Genomic DNA, 23,988 nt, shown 5'->3' on the forward strand with positions numbered 1-23,988 from the left:
TTACATCATCAAGTTCGATGACTTCCAGGACAAGAATAGCTCCTCATGATTCCAAGGATCCCTATGTTTTTCCGATTTAGAGGGGAAGAGAACGCCGCACCCATCGCCGCAAGCGTTCCGGGTCGGTCGGTTTGACGATCCAGCCGGTGACCCCCTGGCGACGCTCCGGCTCGACCTCGTTCGGTCGCCGGGTCGAGAGGATCAGCACCGGCAAGAATCGGTAGATGGGCCACTCTCGGACGGCGGCCGCCAGTTGCAGACCATCCAGGTGGGGCATCTCCAGGTCGGTCAGCAGCAAGTCACAATGGGATTCATGCAAGACCTGAAGCGCAGCTTTCCCATCAGCGACCGAGACCACTTTGGTGCCCGAATGATTTAATTGTTCGGCCACCCAGTGACGGACCGCGGAGCTATCGTCGGCATGTAAGATCGTCATGCCCATGAACGTGCCGTGTTAGGCCCCGCCAGCGTTGCGCTTTCGTGCCCGTTCGTGGGCGTGAAGGCGGCTTTCGTCGTCTTTACCACATCCTCGCCCGGGGCGCTGGACGCCAGCGAAAATGATTCATGCATTTTGAATCATCAAAGAAAGGTGTCGGTAATACCGTTCAGCCAGTTCGATAATCCGGAGCGTTCGGCGATCTCGACACAGACACGAGGGACATTCAAGAGCCGAACCGCCTGGCCTGCTCGTCGCCCGGACGCTGTTACCGAGATCATGAGCTGTAATCCCGCCAAATCCCAGGGCCCCGTCGTCTCCAGGTCGATCCGCAGGTCTTTGCCCACGGCGAGGGCCGCTAACAAAGACTCACGAATCTCAGCCATTTCGTAGAGTGTGGCTGGACCCGAGAGTGAGACCGTATGAAATCCGAGGTCTCCCAAGGACATGGTGTAACCCGCCGGAGGGGTGGCGTGATGGTGCCGCCCTCCCCCTCTCCTCTCTGGTTCACTTCTTTTCGAACGAGAATTTTCTCGAGCTGATTCAGTCTATCACGCGTCGATGGCGAGAGGGAGCATTCATCCAACAGGATGCTGGAGGACAATGATATTGATGTCGTCTGATGCGCGGCCGGGAGAGGTGTGGATGGCCACTGCCTGATCGACCTGGTTGAGGATTTCCAGAGGATCGGCGCCATGGTGGGCCTGGAGGACCGTCGTCAGACGCTGTTCACCAAACAGGACGTCGCTGGGATCCATCGCATCGGTGAGGCCGTCGGTGTACATGATGAGCGATTCCCCCGGGGCGAGCCGGTCGCTGTTGCCGGCTGTGCCGTCAACCATGCCGATTCCCAGCATGCCTGGGTTTGAAATCAGCAATCGCGGCCCGTTCGGGCCGACGATGATCGCCGGGGGATGCCCCACGCCCGCGTAGCGGAGCAGCCCGGTTTCCTCGTCGGCGATCAGGTAAAACCCCGTGCAGAAATAGCCTTCAGGGAAGAACTGTTCCCCCGCGACGTCGAGGCCGGCCAGCAGTTCGCCCGGCTCCATGACCGCGATCGACAAGGGCGCCGCGAGCGTTTTTACCATGCCGGAGAGCATGGCTGAGTTGACGCCGTGCCCGGAGACGTCGGCCACCAGGATGCCCAACCGCATCTTGTCCAGCCGATAAAAGTCATAGATGTCCCCCCCTAATTGATTCGCTGGGGTGTATCGGACGGCCACCTGGAGCACTCCGCGCGGCTGGGGAGGCCGGGGCATCATCGCCTGTTGCACCTTGCGGGCCAGGTCGAGTTCGAAGCTCAGTTTCTTGTGGGCGGCCTCGAGGAGTCGGTTCCGCTCGGCGAGTTCGCTCCGGAGGTCGGAAATCCGCAGGTGGGCCCGGATCCGGGCGAATAGTTCCTTGATTTCCTCGGGGCTTTTCGGCTTCTGGATGTAGTCGTCCGCCCCGGAATCGAGCCCGAGCACCTTGTTCTCGGTCTCGCAGAGGGTGGTGAGCAGGAGCACGGGAATCGAGCGGAGGTCGACGTCCGCCTTTAATGCGCCGCAGAGCCCGGCGCCGTTCAACTCGGGCATTTCGAAGTCGGTGAGAATCAGGTCGACGAGCGGGAGCTCATGAGCCTTGGCGAGTCCCTCCTTACCGTCTTTGGCGAGAGCGACTTCGTAACCCTCGTCCTGGAGCAGGGTCGAGAGCATTCGGCGCATGGTAGAACTATCTTCGACCAGCAAGATGCGACGCGACGCTGACATCCCGATCTCCTCTACCACGCCCGGGAGCGACCGCCACTTGATCGCTTGCATCGTATCTTAAGTAAGCAACGAGAAAAGGATTGTCCGCATTTTGCAGCCTCGAGGAGGCGGCCGGCCATCACCAAGTGTGCAAGTTGCTGGAAACGAAAAATGTGAAAATAAGACTTTTATCTCTCCGAGGCCGCCAAAAACGATCGCTCATTGGGACGCTGATGCGGATATCCTTTTCCTGCTTCTCTCTGAGGAATTATCAGAATGCGTGAACTGTACTCACGATACGGAGCGGCAGGCACCACTGTCTAGAGGCGCATCCCCCGGGGCCGGACTCGGAAAATCGGGAGCAGGTCCTGAGTTTGTTCGGCTTGAATCGAGGTTGCGATGGAGGTGGTTCGGGCCTCACCAAGCCCGGTCGAGCAACGCTTCCATGTCGGTTTGGCTACAGGGGCGGGGGTTCGTTTTGTGACAGTGGTCGAGCATGGCCAGGCGGGCGTACTCGGCGATCCGGTCGTGACGGAGGCCGGGCAGGTCACGGAGTCGCCGCGGCAGGGGGAGTCGGATCAGGACCAGTTCGGTCAGCGTGATCAAGTGCTCGGGGCCCTCGCCGCTCCGCCCCAGGCCCAGTCGGGCCGCAAGGTCGGCCAGGCGGGGGGTGGCGGCTTCGCGGTTGAATCGCAAGGCATGAGGGAGCAGGATCGCGTTGAGCGTCCCATGATGCACCCTCCCCTCCGATCCCAGGGCGTGCGAGAGCGAGTGGATTACGCCGAGCCCCTTCGTGAAGCTGATCCCGCCGAGGAGTGCCCCCATCATCAACGATTCGCGGGCCGCCTCGTCCGTTCCATTGCGGGCGGCGGCCTCGAGGCCTCGTGAGATATGGCGCAGGCCTTCGAGCGCAATCCCATCGCAGATAGGATGATACGTGGTGGAGAGGTAGCTTTCAATGCAGTGCGTGAAGGCGTCCATGCCGGTTCCGGCCGTCAGGGCAGGCGGCAAGTCGCGGGTCAGTTCCGGATCGCAGAGCGCGACGCTTGGCAATAAGTGAGGGCTGAGGGCGATGGTCTTGCGCCCGGTCTGGGGAAGCTGGATCAGGGTCCCCCGCCCTGCCTCGGTGCCGGTCCCGGCGGTGGTTGGGATCGCGGCCATCGGGGGGAGGTTCGGGGTGATCCGTTCGAGCCCGCCGGCTGTCAGGTCGTAGTCGGCCAGGCGGCCCGGGTGCGTGACCATGAGGCGGACGGCCTTCGCCGCGTCGATCGGGCTCCCTCCGCCCAGGCCGATCAGTCCGTCGCACTCTTGTGCGTGGTAGCGGTCCACGCCGGCCAGCACGTCGGCCTCGGTCGGGTTGGCCTGAACTCCATCGAAGACGACTGGATCGTCCAACCCCGAAAGCACGTCGTCCACTAACCCCGTCGTTCGCAAGCCGGGGTCGGTGACGACTAACGGCCGGCGAACGCCAAGACGGGCCAACTCTTCGGTCAGCAACCTCCGCGCACCTGTTCCAAAGAGGATTCGGTTGGGAAAGGTGAATGTCGCGGGCATCGCGGCTCCGTCGCAGGCGGCTTGGCTTTGCATCGATTCAAGGCTGACTGCGCGGAGGATTGAACCCGAATCACACCACGGAAAACGAGATCGATTTCAGTGCAAATTTTAAGTGACAATAAAATTGCATGAAATCAATTCTTTTTGCTGTTCTTCAGAACTCTTCGCTCTGAGTTCTCCGGGGCATTCCGTGCTTAAATTCCTCAGAGCTGCGCGAGCAAGCCATCCATTTCGCTTGCCGCGTGCCAGTCGCCCCGCGTTTTGGCTTTCTCGATCCCCAGTCGTAGCGTCTCGGCGGCGCGGGCAGACTCGCCCGACTCCATCAAGGATTGGCCGAGTTGCTGATAGGCCGCGACCTGATCTTCGGGGTGGTCGGCGATCAATGCGAGCAAACGCTGACGCCCTTCTTCGACGTCTCCCTCACGCAGGCACTGCAAGGCGAGGCCGTATCGCAAAAACGTGTCGGTCGGATCCTCGGCGAGGCTCTGCTCCAGAGCCACTCGACGCGATGATTTTTCCGCCATTAAACCCCCTCGAACCTGGCCTGCCCTCAGCGCGCCTGTCGTGCCGAACGACCCGCTCAAGCCTAACGGTCCTCCCGGCCCACTGTCAACCAACGAGGACACGTTCCTTGCCGGTCGTTTTTACCTGATCCTTCCCTCTTGTGAGGGCGAAGCGGTGAGAGCGCGGAACCTCAACCCTGTCACGCGTCAAATCGACTACGATTCCCTGACCTGATCGTTTTAGATTTCCTAGGTTCACAATGAAATGGGCTTGATTGTGGGGAATGATAAGATGGGAAAAATTTGCCGAAAATTAAGATAGATAGGGAAGCTAGGCTAAATCTGGTCGTCTGCACTCAAGCTGGGTCTTCGGGTAACCCGATCCAAAGCAAGTCGGAAGCCTGGTATCGAGCGGGTCTGAGATCCTGTCGGTCGTTAGCGAGGCTTCCGGATCGATACGAACGAGGATCCTCGGCTCGAGCTGGGCCGTCGACCTGGCCCTGTTATTCCCAAAGTGGGGACCACCACCGTGCCACTGCTCTTGAAGCGACGCGGACCGGAGCGAGTCTGGAGTTTAGCGCTCTTAGGTCTGACGGTCCTAATGTGGCCAGCGCCTCGTCCGGCCTGTGCTTCCTCGCGCCGGACCCCCGTGGTCGAGGCGGTTCAGAAAGTTCAGCCGAGCGTTGTAAGTATCTCGAGCGAGAAGAAGGCTTCGTCGTCGAGTCGCTGGCCGTTCACGGCGGAAGAGAATCAGCGCCCCAGGGTGAGCGGGATGGGGACCGGGGTCATTGTTGACGGCCACGGCTACATCCTGACCAACCATCACGTCGTGGATAAAGTGCAGGGCATTGAGGTCCACCTTGCGGACGGGACGAACTACCCGGGGCATGTGGTTCAGCATGACGAGGCGATGGACCTGGCGATGGTCAAGATCGATGCCAACCGCCCTTTGCCCGCCATCACTCTCGGCTCGTCGGCCGACCTTCTGGTTGGGGAGGACGTCATCACGATCGGCAACGCGTTCGGCTATGAGAACACCGTCTCGGTGGGAATCATCAGCGCTCTGAACCGCAACGTGACGCTGTCCGACGAGCAGGTTTACCGCAACCTGATTCAGACCGACGCTTGCATCAACCCGGGGAACTCGGGGGGGGCGTTGGTCAATATCGACGGCGAGCTGATCGGGATCAACGTCGCGGTTCGAGCGGGAGCCCAAGGGATTGGTTTTGCCCTGCCGATCGACGACGTGAAGCGGGTGGCGGCCGAGATGCTCAGCACGCGCCGGCTTGCCTCAACCTGGCACGGCTTGGTGGCCGACGAAACGCGGAACAGCGCGGTGCGCAAGGTCGAGCTGGTCGACGTGCAGCCGAACAGTCCGGCGGCGGCGGCGGGCTTCCTGGCGGGCGACCAGGTCATTCGCGTGGGCGAGCTTGATGTGCATACTCCGCTTGACATCGAGCGCGGCCTGCTCGACTTCCGTGCCGGTCAGCAAGCCTCGATCCGGATCCGCCGCAAGGGGCAGGACCAAACGGTTGCGATTGGGCTTCAGCCCCTGCCCCGCGCCTCGGCTCCCGTCGAAGCCGGCGAGCAGGTGTGGAGGACGCTTGGCCTGAAGACCACCCCGGTCACGCCCGAGTACGTCGTGGCCGCCTCGCCCAAGCTTCGCGGCGGCCTCTTCGTTCAGGCGGTCTCGCCCGGTAGCCCGGGCGCTCAGGCGCAGATCCAGAAGGGGGACATCCTGGTCGGCGTCAACGTCGGCGAACGGCACTGGGAGACGATCCGCCCCGACAACATTCTCTTCATCCTGCGCCAGCCCGAGGTCACCCAGTCCCAACTGCTCCAGTTCTACATCGTCCGTCGCAATGGCCTTCAACGCCACTCCATGAGCATCGCCGAGGTGGCCACCACCCGCCAAACGTTAAGCCGTTAACCGTTCGTACAGAGCCGGAGGTGCCATGCCTCCGGCTGCTCTGTCGCTCGATTTCTGACGGACGACACGCAGGCCGCCCATGCGACTCTTCGCCTGGGCGGCCTTCTCGTTGGGATCTCTTCCAGGCGAACGGAGAGCGGATTGCTCTCTTGTCTCGCCTGGTTCTTTTCGCTCGCCCGTAAGGCGAGTGGGAGCATCAGTTCCCTGTCTTGGTTCATTGTTCAGGTGAGTGTCTGTCTCGGAAGGCCAGGCTGCACCGGGAAATGAAGGACGTTCGGGTGCGACGGGCTCCGTACTCGGAACCCGTGCACCCCAGGCCAAGGCGTTCCCGCATAGAGTCCGAGTACGGAACCGCAGGGCACCCGGAAGATTAGCAAACACTCCGGTGCGATTCGCCTTCCGGGACAGACTTTGAGTGAGCGGAGAGCGGATCGCTCCCAGTCTTCGGGGCGATTCGCACGCCAATTCCCAAGACAAGGGAGCGATCCGCCCCCCTCTCCGCTCGCCTTACGGGCGAGCGAATCTGTTTGAGGGGAGCAAAAGCGGACTCGCCCCGCCTATTTGTCCGGGCCCCATGTTCCGTCGGGAGACCTGGGACGTTATTGGTGGCCCGTTTTTACGGTCTTTGCCCGAGCGTTCGCCGGATCCTCGGCTCCGTTTTGCACGCTGACGGGTTCGGTGGGGACGAGGAGCGAGGCCGTTTGGTCCGCCATCGAATTTTCCTCGCGTTCATGGCTCTTCACCAGACGGCGAACGTACCAGACGAGAAAGAGCGAAATCGCGCAGGGAACCGCGAAACCCTCGTACGTCAACTCCGTGAAGACCAGAGCGGCGATGAGCGACCCGCTTGAGAAGGCGACGATGATTTTGACTCTCAGCCAGTTCATGGCCGTGAGTTGACCTCGTTCCGGGGCACCGTGCTGAAGGGTAAAGATCTTTGAGATGTTGATGCCGATATCCGTGATCGGCCCCGTCAGGTGGGTGGTGCGAACCTGCCCTTTCGTCGCGCCGGAGAAAAGGCCGTTTTGGAGGCCGCAGGCGAAGCAAAGGATGAAGAGCAAAAGGAAGTCACGCTGGAGGACCAGAGGTTCCCCAAACGTGCCCAAATACTCCGAGAATTCACCGAGGTAAATAATCAGATTCAAGACGGCCAGCGTGATGATCCCGCCTTCGATGTTCGGCGACTTGCCGAGGATCATCCTCCGATCAACGAGCCAGCCGGCAACGATCGCCCCCGCCAGAAAGAAGAGAGGCCCCAGAGCCATCTCAAAGGCGCCCAGGTATTGCTTCTGGGCGAGGGCAACGCCAACGTACGTGCCGTATCCTGTGATGTGGGAAACAAAGCGGTGGACCGCCAGATAGCCGCCCGCGTTCATGAAACCGCTCTGGAAGGCCAGGATCAACCAGAGAACCTGATTTCGCGGGGCCACCACGTTTTTGAAAACATCCATATTCATTCGGCAATCAAACCGCCTCGAGCTGGGCCGCTGTCCATTGTCAATCACATCATCCAGCGGATCAGTCGTCCGTCACGCACATTTTTTTTGGTGGAGTCATCTTTGTTGAAAAATCAGTAAATCAGCATGATTAGGGCTTGTCAAGATGATAGGGGGTTTGAGCGTGACGGACGACCAGGTCCACCGTTACGAATGGGTCGGTAAACCGACCTCGTGTTGGATTAACCTCCGTTGCCGATAGGCTATCGTTCGACGTTTCCCAGAGCGGGCCACCTTGTGACGACAACTCCGTCCGGTTCAGATGACCGTGAACAGGCCGAAAACCAAGATGTTTCCGCGTTCGTTGGCGATGCCAGGGCCTGAGGGCGAGCGTGCCGCATTCCAACGACTCGCGCTCTCCTGACCTCAACCTGCGTTGTCAGACTCGCGACGACCTGACGATCCGTCGTCGTGAATGATCCTTGACTCATCGCACACCCATTGTATCAAGAGCCACGCGAGGGGGGGCTCTCGGAAGTTTGGTGCTCCCGAGAATCGCGTGGCTCCATCACTTGAAAGCAAGGGACATACCATGGAACGAAGGAATCCGTGATTGCGGGTTGTGGATTTCGTAACCCCTGGATTGAGCGTGACTTATCGTGCGCTTGCGAATTCGCTCCAACCGCAACGGCGACGCGGTTGGAGCCGAATGGATCCGTGAGGGGAGTGCAATTAGTGACCGTCGTGGTCAGATTCAGACCAGACCTGCTTTTCGATGGCGAGCTTGGCCGCTCGGATTTTGCTCCGTAGCGTATTGCGGGAGATCCCGAGCAACTCGCTGGCACGGAACTGATTGCCGTGAACCGAGTTGAGAACCTCTTTGAGGACGACCCGATCGACGGCGGAAATCACCTTCTGGTAGAGGTCGTGGTCTCCACCCTGGATCAGGCTGCGGACGAGCCGAGCGATATCGAGTACCTCGGTCTCGGCCATTGAGAACGCCGGGGTCGAAGCTGACTCGGAGCGGAGGGCCGCCGGGAGGCAATCGAGGGTGAGGATATCCCCCGTCGCGTGGACCAGGGCATATTTGATCGTGGCTTGCAGTTCCCGGACATTACCGGGCCACTCCCTGGATTCCAGGAGGTGCATGGTTTCCGGTGAGATGGTGCGTACCTGCTTGCCCAACTCGCGGTTGAAGATTTTGACGAAGCGTTCGACCATGAGTGGGATGTCGATTCGCCGTTCTCGGAGCGGTGGCAAGGCGATGGTGAACACGTTGAGCCGATAGTACAGGTCCTGGCGGAACCGGTCTTCGCCGATCATGGAATCCAGGTCGCGGTTCGTGGCGGCGATCAATCGCACGTTGGCCTGGATCGTGCTGCTACTGCCGAGTCGTTCGAACCGGCCGTCTTGGAGGATCCGCAACATCTTGGCCTGGGTGGCGCGCGACATGTCGCCGATCTCGTCGAGGAAGATCGTGCCGCCGTCGGCCTGCTCGAACTTGCCGATCCGTCGGCGGTCGGCTCCGGTGAAGGCGCCGCGCTCGTGGCCGAAGAGCTCGGCTTCCAGCAAGGTCTCGGGGATCGCCGCGCAATTGATCGCGAGAAAGGGCCCTTTACTGCGGAGACCGTGCTGGTAGATCGCGCGGGCGACCAGTTCCTTGCCGGTCCCGCTCTCGCCGAGGATCAGCACGGTCACGTCCTGGCTGGCTGCGCGGCCGATCTCCTTGTAAACCTCCTGCATGGCGGGCGAGCGGCCGACGATGCGGTCGACGGCCACGTCCTCCGGTTCCTCCTCGTCGGCGAAGAGGGCACGGACGTGGGTCAGCCGATTCTGCTCGAGGGCCTTGGCCAGGACCGTGCGGAGCACGCCGAGGTCCAGCGGCTTGAGTAGGTATTCGAAGGCCCCGCGCTTCATGGCCTGGATGGCCGTCTCGGTCGCGGCGAACGCGGTAATCACGATCACAGGCAGGCGCGCGTCGATCTGGCGAATCCGGTCAAAGGCGTCCAGGCCTGACATGTCGGGCAGACGCACGTCGAGAATCACGGCGTCGGGCCTCTGCCTCTGCACGTGCTCGATCCCTTCCTTGGCCGTGCGCGCGGTGAAAACCTCGAGCGTCTCCGACTTCAAGCTCTCCTGAAGCGAGAAGAGAACATTGGGCTCGTCATCCACCACAAGTAGCCGGGGCACGGTCGCCTCCATATTTGCTCCGTCAGGTCCGGTCGTTCTTGTCCATCATACCGGATTTGTCCGGTTTAGTTCGGTTCGGCCGGTGTGGGACTGGTTCCCACGAAGGGAAGGCGCACGGTGAAGACGGCTCCCCCCTCTGGCCGGTCGGCAGCGGTGATCCGGCCACCGTGGGCTTCGACGATCCGCTTGCAGATCGAGAGCCCCAGCCCGAGGCCGGTCTCTTTCGTGCTCACGAACGGTTCGAAGATCCGGTCGCCCAGGTCGGCCGGTAATCCGCACCCACTGTCGAGAACCTGGATCGAGAGCCAGCGCATAGTCCCTTTACCAACGACGGCCGGACTACCGGCTCGCCCCCCCTCTTCCGGGCCCTGGTTGTCGATGTCGTGCACGATCCGGGTCTGAATTGTGCCACCTTCCGGCGTGGCGTCCATGGCGTTGATCAGGAGGTTGAGCAGCACCTGGCGGAGATGGCCGATGTCCGCCTCGATGATGGTTGGTGCCTCGGGCAGGTCGTACGAGATCGCGATGGACTTGAGGGCCGCCTGCGTGGCGACAAGGCCGAGGATTTGTTCCAGAACGGGGCTCAACGCGAAGACCCGTTTTTCGACCTCCGGCGGTTTCGCGAAGTTCAAGAACCCTTGAATCGAATGTTCCAGCCGGGTGATTTCTTCGAGCAGGACCTCCAGCGATCGGCCTCGTAAACCGGCCTCGTCGCCTCGCTCGGTGGCCGATTGGACCAGGATTTTCATGGATGTCAGCGGGTTGCGGAGTTCGTGCGCGAGGCCGGCCGCCATCTGGCCGAGGGCCGCGAACTGTTCGCCGCGAAGCACCTCGCGCCGGCTCACTTCCAGCCGCGCCACGACCGTACCGATCTCGTTGGCCATCTCCCGCAAGACGGCTTCGAGGCTGTCGATATCCCAGGCGGGCGACAACGTGATCGGGCCGACCACCTCGTTGAGCTTGCCCGCCGCGTCCCGAATGGGGATGCTGAGCTGGGCGATCGAGCGGCTGATCCCACGCGCGATCCCGAAACCGGCCAGCAGGCCGGCAATCGCCCCACAGGTTCCCAGCAGGAGCAGCACCACGGCCACTCGGCTTGGCATTGCCTGGTTCTGGGCGCTGGCGGTCTCTACCTCTTCCTCCATGGCATCGAGATATTCTTGAGATTTGCTGAGAATTTGCGAGTTGAAGTGTCGTGCGAATGCGTCACGAGTGGATTCATCCGCAACTTCGGCTTCTTTTCCCTTTCTCTGCTCGGTCAGGATTCCCCAGAAGTGATCGAGCCCGGATCGGACCTGAGTCAGCAGAGATTGCTCTTCACTCGTCGTCGTCAGCCGGTCGGCCTCGCCCAGCCACCGGTCGATCTCGCCACGATGGGACGGAATCGGGTTGAGGTGTCGACGATCACCTGTAAGCAGGAACTGATCGACATGGGTCTCGATCTGGCTGATCGTGATCACAAGCTCTTCGGCCGCGCGGATGCCGGAGACGTCACGCGTCAGCAAATCCGTGGTGTCCTGCTGGAGCCGATGCACGTGGTATGCGGCCACGGATCCAACGGCCATCAACAAAAGACTTACCATCACCACGGGCGCGATCAGTCTGGCCAAGACCCGCTTGGCCAGACGCGGGGAACCCGTTTGACTCGTCAGGGGTCGATTCAACGTCGCTTGATTCCTCGGTAGGGAGCGAAATCCGTAGCCCGGCCGTATTTTCTTCGGGCCGCTGCCCACCTGACACTTTCGCGTCACATGACGCGGGTGACCGGTAGGCCACCCATGTTCTTGGGGCTGTCGCGGAGCTTGCCGGGAGCTCAACTCTCCAGGGTCGCCTCCAGGGTGATCTTGGTGTTCAGAAGCTTGGATACTGGGCAACCGGCCTTCGCTTTGCCGGCGAGTTTCTCGAACTTTGCCTGGTCGGCGCCGGGGATCTTGGCTTTCAAGGTGAGATGGACGGCCGTGATGGCGAAGCCGTCGGGGACCTGCTCCAAGGTGACTTCGGCCGTGGTCTCCATGCGTTCGGCCGTGAGCTGCGCTTCGCCGAGAATCAGCGAGAGCGCCATCGTGAAGCAGCCGGCGTGGGCGGCGCCGATCAGTTCCTCGGGATTGGTGCCGGGTTTGCCCTCGAAGCGACTGCTGAAGCCGTACGGATAGTCCTTGAGAGCACCGCTCCGGGTCGAGATGGTGCCTTTGCCGTCCTTGATCCCGCCTTGCCAGGCGGCTGATCCATGGGTCTTCATGTTGAGTGCTCCGTAAGTGGGTGTCGGAACGGTTCGGAATGAAGGAGCTACGGCTGCCCGTGGTGCATACTCGTGGGTTCGGATCGTTTTGGGGGCGCTGGCCGTTCGGGCCACCGGTGTATTGGAGAGGTCGAGGATCATTCAGGCGTCGACGGAAGGCGTTCGGTCCGGATTGAGCGCTGGGCTGTGCGGGGGCGGTGTCGGGCCTTGATCGGGCTCTGGCGGCGGCGCGAACTCGTCTTCCATGACCTGGAACATGCGATCTCGCATGGTGAGGAAGTCGGTGATGAGCCGTCGGGCGGACTCGGTCAGGCCGCTTCGATTCGAGCCTTGACCGCCGACCTGGGTCTCGACCAGGGGGTGGGCCAGGGCCTGCTCGGCGGCCTTGATCCGCCCCCAGATGTGGCGGTAGCTCTGGCCGAGCTCGCTGGCCGCCTGCTTGATCGACCCCGCGCGGTCGACGGCCTGGAGGATGGCGATCAGGCCGAAGCCAAAGCTGTATCCCCCTTCCGCTTCGAACCAGACCTTGACGCGAGGCCTGACCTGCACCTGGGGATCTGCTGTGGGTGTCTTTGAGGGTGCCATGCCCGATAGCGTATCCGAAAAGTGAGCGACTGGGGAAGGCCCGACGGGAGCTTCCGGGAACGACTTTTGCTCCACCGTCCTCGTGCCGGGGCGACGTCCGTTCCATGTCCTATAAATAGTTGGCGGAATCCGGTTCAGGCCAGCTTACAATAGAGGTTGTAGCCTTTTAGAGCGACTGATTCCGCCGATAAGTTTCGTACCCAATCGAACCCATCGTTTCCGGTCAGGAGCTACAGGATCATGAGGTATGCGGTGGCCATCCTTGGGGCGGCGGCATTTGTCGTCGCTCCTGCCTTTGGCGACGACCAAGGTCCGAAACCTGCTTCGTCCGGGGTCGAGTCGGACTCGAAAGCCCAATCGGCCGACGAGCAAGCGATTCGTACGTCGGCCGAGGCGTTCACGCGGGCGTATAACGCGGGGGATGCTCATGCCTTGGCTGAACAGTTCTCGAAGAACGCGGATGTGATTGATGGCGATGGAGTCCGGATCCGCGGCCGGGAGGCGATCGAGCAGGCTCTCGCCGCCACATTCAAGGAGGAGCCGGGCGACAAGATTGCATTGGCGATCGACTCGCTTCGCTTCATCAGCCCTGACGTGGCCCTGGAAGAGGGGCGGAACACGGTGACCCCGGCCGGTGGCGCTCCGGTGTCCCGCCGGCACCTTGTGATTCACATCAAGCAGGACGGGCGCTGGTATATGGACAGCGTTCGCGAAGCGAAAGATCTCGTGGTTCGACCGCACGACCGGCTGAAAGAACTCGAGTGGATGCTCGGTGAATGGACTGATGAGGGCTCCGACTCCATTGTACGGACCAAGTGTCACTGGTCGAAGGACGAGAATTTCCTACTCCGCGACATCACGGTGCAGGTTCAGGGAGCGACCGCCACAAGCATTACGCAACGGATTGGCTGGGATCCGCTGACAGAGCGTTTCAAGTCCTGGGAATTCGACTCCGAAGGGGGACACAGCGAAGGGCTCTGGGCACGAGCCGGCGAGAAGAACTGGGTCGTGAAACACGCGGGGGTTTTGCCCGACGGTCGCACGTCCTCTGCCACGCGTGTCATCGTCTTGGAGACGCCGAACCGCGTGCGCTGGGCGTCGATCGATCGGGTCGTCGGTGGCGAGGCGCTCCCGGAGGAGATGTCGTTTCTCATGGTCAAAATCCCTCCCGCCCCCGGGACTCAGGAGGGCGAGAAGGCAGCCCCGTCTACAACTCCGGCGAGGGACAAACGATGAGCACCAAGCGAACCACCTTGATTGCGTTGACCTTAGTTCTCGCCTTGCACGTTGTTGAGCAACCCGCCGGGGCCCGCGGCTTTGGCGGAGGTGGCCGAGGCGGCGGCGGCGGCTTCCGCGGTGGCGGCGGCGGTTTTAGTGGCGGTGGCTACCGTGGTGGCGGTTTTAGTGGCGGTGGCTACCGTGGTGGTGGTTTTAGTGGCGGAGGCTACCGCGGCGGCGGCTTCGAAGGGGGCGGCTACCGTGGCGGTGGCTTCGAGGGGGGCGGCTACCGTGGCGGCGGCTTTGGTGGCACTGGCAGTTACGGGGGCGGTTACGGCGGTCGAGCGGGCTTCGGGGGTGACAACCGCTTCGGCGTCGGCAACCGCACCAACGTCGGAATTGGCGACCGAAACATCAACACCGGGATCAACCGTTCGTTCGATGGCGGCAACCGCGCCAATTTCACGAACAGCAATCGCACAAACATCGGTGTCAATTCCGGAAACATCAATCGGATCAATAACAATAGCGGGAACATTAACCGCATCAACAATGTGAATGTGAATAATTCGCATTGGGGGAATGGCTCACGCTGGAACAATGCCTACTCCGGCTACCACAACGGGTGGGTGCACGGCTATTGGAACGGGCACAATTCGAACGCCTGGGGCTGGCGAGGCGGCTACTGGGGCGGTGGTGCCTGGGGGTTCGGAGCGGGGCTGGGGCTGGGATGGGGGCTCTCGCCTTGGGGTTTCGGCTCATCGCTCTACAACTGGGGGTACATGCCCTACTCCAACCCGTACTACATCGCGTCACCGGGGGTGGTCGATCAGCCCGTGTACGACTACGCCCAGCCGATCGACACGACGAGTGCGGCCCCCGCGCAATCGGTGACCGATCAGGCGGTCCAGCTCTTCGACGATGCGCGGGCCTTTTTCATGAAGGGGGACTACGCCCAGGCGCTCACCTTGACGGACCAGGCGCTTGCGACGATGCCCAACGATTCCGCCTTGCACGAGTTCCGTGGCCTGGTTCTGTTCGCGCTCGGGCGATACGACGAGGCCGCGGCCCCGCTTTACGCCGTGCTCTCGGTCGGGCCCGGCTGGGACTGGACCACGCTCATCAGCCTCTACCCCGGTATCGACGTCTACACCACGCAACTTCGTGCCTTGGAGGCCTACTGTGGCCAACACCGAGACTCGGCCTCGGGCCGCTTCGTCCTCGCCTATCAGTACCTGGCGGCGGGGCACAACGATGCGGCCGTCGGCATGCTCCGGCAAGTGATCCAACTCAAGCCGGACGACAAGCTCTCCACGCAATTGCTCGCGCAGCTCGCACCGTCGAATGCCAAGGATGACGCTGCGCAGCCGGCCAATCAGCCCGCGCTTGTCGATACGACTCCTCCCGCGGGGGCGACCATCGAAGGCACCTGGAAGGCCGCTCCGACAACGGACACGGCCATCAACCTGACGATCAATCCCGGCGGGGTGTTCCAATGGAACGTCGCTCAGAAGGGACAGAATCGGCAGTTTGGCGGGACGTCCACCTTTGGCGATGGAATCCTCACCCTCGCCCAGGAGAACGGCCCGGCGCTGGTCGGTCGGGTGAGCTGGAGCGATCCCACCCACATCACCTTCCACGTGGTTGGCGACGGACCGGAAACGCCGGGACTCACCTTCTCCAAGTGAGCCGGTATCCGAGTACGACTGGAGACCTCCGTTGAGCCGGGTCGAGACCTTGGGGCAAGGTCTCGGCTCGGTCTTTTTTTACAGACGTTTGAACGAACGTCACGGCCTTGGAAGTGGATTCGGCCGGTGACGAGAACCGAGAGTCAACGATCCAGGCACTCCGCAACTCTGGAAAGGACAATTTGCAGAACGTGAACAGCATGGTTTTGTTTTGTAAAATTTTGCTGAATATGTTTTTTTGTAAATGATGCGGAGCATGGTAATGATTGGTTTGGGCTGCAATCTGGGCAGTGGTTGTATTTTGTAATTGTGAAAATATTTGCGGATTTTTATTTTTACGGAATGCTGTGACTTGTAACGGTCCGGCTAATCGCGAACAGAATGCCTCAAATAATGCTGACTCATCCCGCTTCCCAAGCGGGGGGCACGGTTCTCGTCGGGTTCGCGTCGAGAACCTTTGCCTTGAAATTTGAGCCGGGCTGAGATCCGGACGAACCTTGAATGGCCGTCTGACGTCAACGTGCTTGGGGGATCGCGCCTTGTTCGATACAATGTCGGCCTTGCGCTCCCCGGCATCGAGGGATCTCGGTTATGGGACAAAAGATCGTCCAGGTAGATGCGTTTACCGACCGGCCGTTCGCCGGCAATCCGGCTGCGGTTTGTGTGATGTCCTCCCCACGCGACGAGCGCTGGATGCAGAATGTCGCGTTGGAGATGAACCTCTCCGAAACGGCCTTCCTTCATCGGGTTGAGGATGGCTACAGTCTTCGCTGGTTCACGCCGACCGTAGAGGTCGACCTTTGCGGGCATGCGACCTTGGCCACGGCCCATGTGTTGTGGGAAGAGGGATTTCTCCCGCCCGAGGCGGTCGCGCGGTTTCAGACGCGAAGCGGACTCCTAACCGCGAAGCGCGAGGGAAAATGGATCGAGCTCGATTTTCCGGCCAGAGCGATCGGGCCCGCTACGGGGTCCGTTGATGAACTGTCGCGTGCGTTGAATGTGCCCGTTCGATTGGTGGCGTTCAACGAGTACGACTGCCTGGCGGAGGTCGAGTCGGAAGCTGTGGTCCGAAGCCTTGTTCCCGATATGACGCGACTGTCGGCGATTCCGGTCCGCGGCGTGATCGTCACGGCTCGGGCTTCGACGGCCGGCTTCGACTTCGTTTCCCGGTTCTTCGCACCGCGTGTGGGGATCGACGAAGACCCGGTCTGCGGCTCAGCGCACTGTGCCTTGGCTCCCTACTGGAGCGATCGCCTGGGCAAGTCCGAGCTTGTCGGCTATCAAGCTTCGCCGCGAGGAGGTGCGGTTCGCGTGCGGGTGAGCGGCTCTCGGGTTCACCTGGGGGGCCAGGCCGTGATTGTCCTGCGGGGCGAGCTCGCCGATTCGACAGGCATTGATTGATTGACCGAGAGGACCCTGCATCGTGACGGACGAAGAGAGATCGGATTCGACCGGTCGCCCCGCCTTGGATCAGGGCACGGTCGTCGTGGCCGCGGTCCTCTTCGAAGGGGGACTTGCGCCCTTGGCCCTGGCGATCGGCTGGCTCATGGGCCAGTCCCCCCTGGAAGGTTTTACCTGGTCGATCCGCGACGCGTTCCTCGGTGTGGTCGCCGCCTTGCCGATGTATGCGATGTTCCAGCTCTTGATGCGGTGGCCGATCAGGCCGCTCGAGCGCATCCGCCACTTCTTCGAAGCTGAGTTGACTCCCTTGTTTGGATCTCGGCCTGACTCCGACCTCGCCCTGGTAGCCCTTGCTGCTGGTGTCGGAGAGGAAATGCTCTTCCGAGGTGTCCTCCAAGGGGTTCTCGCCCACTGGCTGGGAACCTGGGAAGGGCTGGTCGCCGCCAGTCTCCTGTTCGGCCTGGTCCACCCGATTACGGTGACGTATGTCCTGGTGGCGGGGTTGCTTGGGGCCTACCTCGGTGCCGTCTGGATTTTCAGCGGCAACCTGTTGGTTGTCATGATTGCCCATGCCGTTTACGACTTCCTTGCATTGCGCGCGCTGTTCCGTGGTCGCATGCTTTCCACACCCGTTGCGGACCGGCAAATCCCGAGCTGAGGGGCTAACTTCAGGTCGCGCGGATGATTTTGGGACCTTTTCGGGATATGCTGGCGGAATTGGGACCCGGTCCAAGCTGAGGACTTGAGGTCCGGCCGGGCGAGAAGCTTGCTCTTCGGAAAGGGACCAGTCATGCGAGTGTTACCATTACCGGCGTGGCGTTGGGGCTTGGTCGGGCTGCTACTGCTGGTTGTTACTGGACTTGCTGGGTCGACTGCGCGGGCCGCGACCTTGCGCTGGAAGTTCCAGCCAGGCGAGACGCTCCACTACGCGATGGATCAGAAGACGGTCACGTCGGTCAAAGGGGGGCCTCAAGACATCAAGTCGACGATGTCCCAGACGATCGACATGGAGTGGGTCGTCAAGGAGATCGGCGCCGATGGCTTGACCCACTTGACGCAGAAGGTCACTCGCATCCGCACCAAGATCGAATCGGCGTTCGGGCCCTTCGAGTTCGACTCGAAGGAAGTCAAAGACCCTGAGGGAGCGGTTGCGGCGGGGCTTGTTCCCTTGTTGAGGGCCCTGGTCGGCGCGGAGTTCTCCTTCAAGATGAACGAGCAAGGCGAAATGAGTGACGTCAAAGTCCCCGAGAAGGTGCTCGAGTCGATCAAGAAGTCCGGGTCGCTCGGGGGGAACGCGGGGATGTTCTCCGAAGAGGGGATGAAGAACATGGTCGTCGAGTCGAGCCTCGCCGTCCCCAAGGAGGATATTGAGAAGGGGAAGAGCTGGACCCGGGAGTCGAAGATCACGATGCCGATCGGTACGATGACGCTCGATAAGGCCTACACTTACCAAGGTCCCGAGACCAACGACGCGAAGAAGGTCGAGCGGATCGATTTGGTCACGAAGGTCGACATCCAGCTTGCGCCTGGCAATAATCTCGATATGAAGGTTCAGTCTCAAGAGGGTAAGGGAAGCTTCTTCTTCGACAACGCGGTTGGCCGAGTTGCCGAATCCACCGTCAGCGAGAAGCTTGAGATGGTGTTCAAGCTGAAAGTGGGGGAGCAGGAGAATCAAATCATTCAAGGGAACGAGACGACCACAAGCATGAAGCTGGTCAAGGGGCAAGACGCCGAGCCCTCGAAGCCATGAGGTCCGTTCGTTCCGTCGGCCTCCGACTTTCGACGGAGGCCGATCGGCCTGGCTCGTGCTGAAGCCCGGCCCGTTTGGGAACAGGCTGGCAACCCCTTGGAGCGAGCTTCCCGAGGCCCGGGCGGCCCGCTCGCCCGTTGGGATTTGTCCGGGGCCGTTTCCATCGGCCGAGCTACGAGGAACTGCCTCCGCTGAGTGCTGGGCGGCTTAAATTGGGGCTACCATCACATCCCACGTCAATCCGGAAGGGGATTGAGGCCTGTTTTTGAAAGCGGTCGGAGCCGTCACACACCGAACGAAGGAGCGTGCAGCATGGAGGAGTGGCGTGGAGGATAGGATTGTGACGATGCCCGCACCTGGCGATTCCCAGGCTGGATCAAGACCGATGAGTAGTGCGGCAGAGAACGTTCGCCAGCAGAACGCGGCAACCGGAGCGGGACGAGACGTCCTGATCGTGGCTCTCCTGGGCCTTGGGGTTGTGGCAACGCGCCTTCCTTATCTCCATAACTTCGCGTTCATGGGTAAAGATGGGCCTCTTTACATCCAGGCGCTTACGCTTGATCGCACATTTGATGTGCCGATGCCCGGCAACATCGGCTATGTCCTGTTGGGTAAGCTGGCCAATCTCTTTTTGGCGAATCCGATCCACGCCTACCTGGCTGTGAATATTGCGCTGACCTGCGTCGGCGTTGCGTTCACTTATTTGTTCGCGATGCTGATCGTTTCCCGGCCGTTGGCCGTGGCGACGGCGTTCGCGTTTGCCTGCAATCCCCTGGTCTGGTGGCACGGGGCCGTGATCGCGAGCTATCCGGTCTGGCTCGCCGTTATGCCCTCGATCGGCTATTTCGGGCTCAGGTTTGTTCGTGGTCGTGCTTTCCGCGATCTCCTTGGGACGACCATCGCCCTCGGGATCGGGATGATCCTCCGCCCGGATCTGCTCGCGTTCGGCTCGCCCCTCTGGTTCGGTTGCCTGGCGCTGGGGCGTGCGCGGTGGCGCGACTGGTTGATCGCCATCGCGATCCTTGCGACGGCCTGCGCCTTCTGGTTCTTCGGTACGGCCTGGGTGCTGGGCGGGGTCGAGATCTACCTGGAGCGGGTCCGTGCCAAATCCGAGGGGGATGCGGAGGGCTTCTCGTTTCATCGCCGAGGACTTGTCGAGGGCCTGCTCCGCAACGGGACCAAGTACGGCCTTTTCCTCGCCTGGTCCTCAGCGCTCTGCCTGATCCCGTTCTCGATTGCGGTCGTCCGCCGTCTCGGTTCGCTCTCCTCCTCACGATGGCGTGGGACTCTCCTGGCTCTGCTCTGGGTCGGACCGTCCTGGTATTTTTCGTTTTTCGTTTTCGCCGGGAACGCCGGCTTGATCTTTCCCTTCCTCCCCTTGCTCTATCTCGGGGCTGCGCAGGGGTTCGACTTCTGGCTCGGTCGTCGCGGTGCGGTGAAGCCGGCCATCGCGATGGGGACTCTTGGTCTCCTGAGCGCGTTGCAGTTTGTGGCGACCCCGCTCGTCCGCGAAACGAATCAGCGGCAGGTGATTCTCAACGTCATGTTCTTCCGCCATACCGGGGCCGGGATCCAGGCGCGGTACAACCATAACCTCGACGACTACGGGATCTCCCCTTCCCTGGCGTCGGTCACCCGCCAGATCAAGGCGCCCGAGCCGATCCCATACTTCCCGCCGAAGAATTGAAATTGAAAGGCCGGGGTGTTCGCTCGCCTCTGAGGCGGTTCTTCGCCGAGATAATGAAGAGGCCTGGATCTGTGAGTTGCTGAGGCGAGCGCTCCGCTTCTCGTTCGCCAGTTTTTTTTGTGTTGTCAGTGTCACGCGAAAGGTGTCAGAACGAGCCGCGCCTTTTGAGTAAGCCGTGCTTCTTGAGCTTGCTGCAAAGCGTGCTCCGTGGCATGCCCAGGAGACGGGCCGCCTCGCTGTTGTTGCCGTTGGCTTCGTGCAGGGCATCGATCAACCGCTGGCGCTCGTAGGCGATCACCTCGGCGTCCCAGTCGTCCTCGACGGGAGAAGTCGGGGTCGAAGCCGGGTCGCTCCAAGTCGCGTTCGAGTTTGAGGCCGATGATCGAGAGGATGACGTGGCGACCACAGCTTCTTTCTGAGGCCGCCTGCTTCCCTGGGCAGCGGCCGTTGCTCCCAGCCGAGGCCTGCGCCGGCTGGGTTGGAGCAGGTCGAGGGGGAGATCCTCGCGGGTTACGGCCGGCCCATCAGCCAGGACCACCGCGTGCTCGATCACATTCTCGAGTTCACGGATGTTGCCCGGCCAGTCGTACGCCACCAGCGCCTCGACCGTCTCTTCGTCGAGGCGGGTCACCCCCTTGCCGATCCGCTTTGCGTGTCGGCCCAGGAAGTAGACCGCCAACTCGAAAACGTCCTCCTTGCGCTCCCGAAGCGAGGGGGTGCGGAGTGGAATCACGTTGAGCCGGTAGTATAAATCCTCGCGGAACCGGCCCGTGCGAATCAAGGATTCGAGGTCTTGGTGGGTGGCGGCCAGGATCCGGACGTCGACCGTCACCGGCTGCGAACTTCCCACGCGCTCGAAAGACATCTCCTGAAGGACGCGGAGCAGCTTGGTCTGGACCTCGAGATTGATGTCTCCAATCTCATCAAGGAAGAGCGTGCCGCCGTTGGCCTGCTCGAACCGGCCCACGCGATCGCGATCAGCGCCGGTGTAGGCCCCTTTGACGTGGCCGAAAAGTTCACTCTCCAGCAGGCTCTGCGACAGGGCCGCGCAGTGGACCTTGACGAACGGTCTCGAAGCCCGAGGGCTGGAGGCGTGGATCGCTTCGGCCAGGACCTCCTTACCGGTGCCACTCTCGCCTCGGATCAGGACGGCCGACGAACTGGCCGCCACCTTGCGGGCGAGCTCGATCATTCGTTTGACCGCGGGCCCTGAGCCTTTAATGCTGTCAAAGACTTGGGGCTGCTCGGCCGGCCGCTCGAGTTGCAGTGGGGTCTCGCCTCGATCCATGAGCTGGTCCTGAAGGATCAGGATCCGCCGTTGCTGCTCGGTGATCTTATCGACCTTGTCGCGCAACTCCTGATTGAGTGCTTCCAGGGTCTGCTGGATGCCGGCCGAGTGCAGCGTCAGGGTGGCGACCGAGCTGAGTGCTCCAAGGAAGGCGATCTCTTCGTCCTCATAAGGCATTCCGCTTCGCTTCGGTCCGAGGACGAGGACCCCTGCCAGGTTGCCGTCGGCCCCCAGCGAATGGGCGGCCTCGCCCCCGAGCGCAATCATCGCGTCGGTCGCGGGGTCGGAGGCCGTCGAGAGTGACACCGCGTGTGGCACGCGGATGGAAGGTGTGGTGCGAAGCCGCTCCACCAGGGGGTTGCTCGACCCGAGCTTTGTCTCGTCAGGGGTCACCCCCTGGCTGGCCACGAGATGAAATGCCCCCCCTGGTGACTCATTCAGATAAATCGCACCCCACTCGAGATGCAAAACTTCGGCGGCGGCTTCCAGCAACCTGCGCCCCAAGGTGGCTCGGTCCACGAGGCTTCCTACCGCCACCCGCATCTTCCGCATCGCCTGGTCGAATTTGTATTTCTCGCGATAAAACCGCCGGTCGATCGCTTTCTGGAATCGCTCCCGGGCGAGTTCCGAGAGAATCAGGACCACGATCACCGAGAGGCCGGCCACCATCGCTCCACGCCATGTTTGGTTGGCCGAGAGAAGCTGCTCGCCGATGATGGCCCCTCCGACCAACAGCACGCAGGAATAGAGCAAGCCCGCCGAAACGCTGATGGCGAAGTAGACCACGCTCCGATTGACGATCTCCTCGACCTGCATCAGCTTGTACCGGGTGATGCTCAGGGTGTAGGCCACCGAGAAGAGGAGTGAGACCCCGAACATTGGCCAGGCCGCGCTGTCGCGCCCCAGAGTCGAGGGGTCGAACCAGGCCTGACGGAGCAGATAAGCAATCAGCAAACTCGCGAGCACCGCTGCCAGGGCGATCCATTGCACCTGGTGCCGCTCGGCCCGAGTTCGCGCGCAGCGGAAGCTTGTGATCAGGCAGAGAATGCAGATCCCGTAAGTCACGCTCGCCACGCCGATGTAGCCGATCGCCAGGATTTTGACCAACCGCAGGGCGGACAAGACCCGCTCGCCACCGTCGTGTCCCCCCAGCCAGCGGGCCCAGAACATGCTCCCCCAGAGAGCGCAGAGATAGGCTGAGGGAACCCCGTAGAGCGTCGCCAGTACCAGACGCCGATACCTGGCGAACACGGGGTTGAGCCGAGGGAAGACCAGGTAGAAATGGAGGCTGACCACCGGGACAAAGACCGCGAACATCGCGAACGCCCAGATCAAAATGGGTTCGACCACGATCTCGGTCCAGTGGTAGCCTCCCATGTAGGCCCCCACCGTCATGACGCAGAGCCAGAAGAAGAGCCGGGCCGAGTCGTCGTGGGGACGCTTCCAGAACACTCGCGCTCCCACAGCGAAGATGACCATCTCCTGGAGGAACCAGACCCACGACCAGAGGTAAGTCTTCGGGGGACGATAGCCCACCAACGCCTCCGCCGATTTCACCTGTCCGCGCTGGTCCTTCCACTTGACTTCGACCCGCTGGTGAACTCGATCGGTCAGGCCGCGAATCGCCCGGGTGTAATCGGTGTAATTGGTGATCGGAACCCCCGCGATCTCCAGCAGGGTGTCTTTCTTGACGGGTCGTTCCGGAGTCCAGGTGTAGGAGGCCGGTACGTCCTCCTTCAACTCCACGCCGAACATGCAGCGGACCCCGATGTCCCCCATGTAGGCGACGAGAAAGAAGACCGCGCTGGAGTAGAGCAGGACGACCAGGCCGAAGCCCATCAAGATCGCCCGCTGAGGACCACGCTTCCGTGTGCCCCCCCCCGCCCTTGGATCCGAAGACGTGGGATAGGGATCGCGCTGGGGATGGGGGGATCGATACGGAGGAAGATCCATGGAGGAGGCCCGCCCAGACAAACTTCTTTTGGTGCAACTCTTAGTTCCTCAACCCTAGCGGATCGGCGCCGAAACACAAGGAATTCGCTGGCGAATTTTCGTCAATCTAGTGTCGATAGCGAGAATTGGCGAAGATTTGGGTGTTTTTGGTAAACAGAGAGATTTGTATGTGCTTTTCAGAAAGGTTGTTGTTTCGGCGAGTACGACCTCTGCGAATCATGGGTGAATTAGGTAAAATAGGAGTTTTGCTGTGGCTTGATTCCCCTTGGAACCGGGGCTTTCTCGGGATTTCGGCGCCGAGAATTCGCCAGTCGCTATCGCTGGCGTGGCCTTTTGTGCACTGATGAAATCGTTGAGAGGGTGTCGAAACCGCGAGTTTTCGCGATTTGTGGCGACGAATTCG

The 23,988-nt window shown here is 61.5% G+C and carries 18 protein-coding genes; 7 read left to right on the top strand and 11 right to left on the bottom strand.

Annotated features, from left to right (window positions below; all coding sequences use genetic code 11):
- Nucleotides 1-76: 76 nt before the first annotated feature.
- The 5 genes from SINAC_RS03760 to SINAC_RS03780 all read right to left on the bottom strand — a co-directional run bounded on the left by SINAC_RS03760 (nucleotide 77) and on the right by SINAC_RS03780 (nucleotide 4,241).
- A complete protein-coding gene (locus tag SINAC_RS03760) occupies nucleotides 77-436 on the bottom strand; it encodes a response regulator (RefSeq protein ID WP_237722477.1) in 360 nt (119 codons plus the stop codon).
- A 143-nt stretch (nucleotides 437-579) separates the two neighbouring features.
- Entirely contained in the window at nucleotides 580-885 is a 306-nt protein-coding gene (locus SINAC_RS03765) for an STAS domain-containing protein (protein ID WP_015244365.1), read from the bottom strand.
- Nucleotides 886-1,014: 129 nt separating this feature from the next.
- Entirely contained in the window at nucleotides 1,015-2,184 is a 1,170-nt protein-coding gene (locus SINAC_RS03770; protein ID WP_015244366.1) for a PP2C family protein-serine/threonine phosphatase, read from the bottom strand.
- Between the two features lie 396 nt (nucleotides 2,185-2,580).
- Complete coding sequence (locus SINAC_RS03775) at nucleotides 2,581-3,717, bottom strand: iron-containing alcohol dehydrogenase (RefSeq protein ID WP_015244367.1); 1,137 nt, start codon at nucleotides 3,715-3,717, stop codon at nucleotides 2,581-2,583.
- Nucleotides 3,718-3,920: 203 nt separating this feature from the next.
- The gene (locus tag SINAC_RS03780; protein ID WP_015244368.1) at nucleotides 3,921-4,241 is read right to left on the bottom strand and encodes a tetratricopeptide repeat protein; all 321 of its coding nucleotides are present in this window, start codon (nucleotides 4,239-4,241) and stop codon (nucleotides 3,921-3,923) included.
- Between the two features lie 508 nt (nucleotides 4,242-4,749).
- On the opposite strand from SINAC_RS03780, the gene SINAC_RS03785 reads away from it, so the two are divergent.
- Entirely contained in the window at nucleotides 4,750-6,150 is a 1,401-nt protein-coding gene (locus SINAC_RS03785; protein WP_015244369.1) for a trypsin-like peptidase domain-containing protein, read from the top strand.
- Between the two features lie 599 nt (nucleotides 6,151-6,749).
- Here the strand turns inward: SINAC_RS03785 and SINAC_RS03790 are convergent.
- From SINAC_RS03790 to SINAC_RS03810, 5 genes are all read right to left on the bottom strand, one after another.
- A complete protein-coding gene (locus SINAC_RS03790; protein ID WP_244884927.1) occupies nucleotides 6,750-7,601 on the bottom strand; it encodes a YoaK family protein in 852 nt (283 codons plus the stop codon).
- Between the two features lie 717 nt (nucleotides 7,602-8,318).
- Nucleotides 8,319-9,788 (bottom strand): sigma-54-dependent transcriptional regulator, encoded by a 1,470-nt coding sequence (locus SINAC_RS03795; RefSeq protein WP_015244371.1) that lies wholly within the window; start codon nucleotides 9,786-9,788, stop codon nucleotides 8,319-8,321.
- A gap of 53 nt (nucleotides 9,789-9,841) precedes the next feature.
- On the bottom strand, nucleotides 9,842-11,440 hold the full coding sequence (locus tag SINAC_RS03800; protein ID WP_015244372.1) for an ATP-binding protein: 1,599 nt from the start codon (nucleotides 11,438-11,440) through the stop codon (nucleotides 9,842-9,844).
- A 149-nt stretch (nucleotides 11,441-11,589) separates the two neighbouring features.
- Nucleotides 11,590-12,015, bottom strand: coding sequence for an OsmC family protein (locus tag SINAC_RS03805; protein ID WP_015244373.1), 426 nt, complete (start codon nucleotides 12,013-12,015; stop codon nucleotides 11,590-11,592).
- 141 nt (nucleotides 12,016-12,156) lie between these two features.
- Nucleotides 12,157-12,600, bottom strand: a complete 444-nt coding sequence (locus tag SINAC_RS03810; protein WP_015244374.1) for a winged helix-turn-helix domain-containing protein — start codon at nucleotides 12,598-12,600, stop codon at nucleotides 12,157-12,159.
- A 240-nt stretch (nucleotides 12,601-12,840) separates the two neighbouring features.
- Between SINAC_RS03810 and SINAC_RS03815 the strand changes: the two genes are divergently transcribed.
- The 6 genes from SINAC_RS03815 to SINAC_RS03840 all read left to right on the top strand — a co-directional run bounded on the left by SINAC_RS03815 (nucleotide 12,841) and on the right by SINAC_RS03840 (nucleotide 20,344).
- Nucleotides 12,841-13,836: a YybH family protein gene (locus tag SINAC_RS03815; protein ID WP_015244375.1), complete on the top strand. Its 996-nt coding sequence runs from the start codon at nucleotides 12,841-12,843 to the stop codon at nucleotides 13,834-13,836.
- Nucleotides 13,833-15,506, top strand: coding sequence for a tetratricopeptide repeat protein (locus SINAC_RS03820; RefSeq protein WP_015244376.1), 1,674 nt, complete (start codon nucleotides 13,833-13,835; stop codon nucleotides 15,504-15,506). The genes SINAC_RS03815 and SINAC_RS03820 overlap by 4 nt, the downstream gene beginning before the upstream one ends.
- A 591-nt stretch (nucleotides 15,507-16,097) precedes the next feature.
- On the top strand, nucleotides 16,098-16,907 hold the full coding sequence (locus tag SINAC_RS03825; protein WP_015244377.1) for a PhzF family phenazine biosynthesis protein: 810 nt from the start codon (nucleotides 16,098-16,100) through the stop codon (nucleotides 16,905-16,907).
- 22 nt (nucleotides 16,908-16,929) lie between these two features.
- On the top strand, nucleotides 16,930-17,565 hold the full coding sequence (locus SINAC_RS03830; protein WP_015244378.1) for a CPBP family intramembrane glutamic endopeptidase: 636 nt from the start codon (nucleotides 16,930-16,932) through the stop codon (nucleotides 17,563-17,565).
- 132 nt (nucleotides 17,566-17,697) lie between these two features.
- Nucleotides 17,698-18,657 carry a DUF6263 family protein gene (locus SINAC_RS03835; protein WP_015244379.1) on the top strand — a complete coding sequence of 320 codons (960 nt, stop codon included), beginning with the start codon at nucleotides 17,698-17,700 and terminating at the stop codon, nucleotides 18,655-18,657.
- 385 nt (nucleotides 18,658-19,042) lie between these two features.
- On the top strand, nucleotides 19,043-20,344 hold the full coding sequence (locus tag SINAC_RS03840; protein ID WP_015244380.1) for a hypothetical protein: 1,302 nt from the start codon (nucleotides 19,043-19,045) through the stop codon (nucleotides 20,342-20,344).
- Between the two features lie 145 nt (nucleotides 20,345-20,489).
- Here SINAC_RS03840 and SINAC_RS03845 read toward each other — a convergent pair whose 3' ends face one another.
- On the bottom strand, nucleotides 20,490-23,585 hold the full coding sequence (locus SINAC_RS03845; protein ID WP_015244381.1) for a sigma 54-interacting transcriptional regulator: 3,096 nt from the start codon (nucleotides 23,583-23,585) through the stop codon (nucleotides 20,490-20,492).
- Nucleotides 23,586-23,988: the final 403 nt, after the last annotated feature.

Source organism: Singulisphaera acidiphila DSM 18658 (assembly GCF_000242455.2).
Lineage (GTDB): Bacteria > Planctomycetota > Planctomycetia > Isosphaerales > Isosphaeraceae > Singulisphaera > Singulisphaera acidiphila.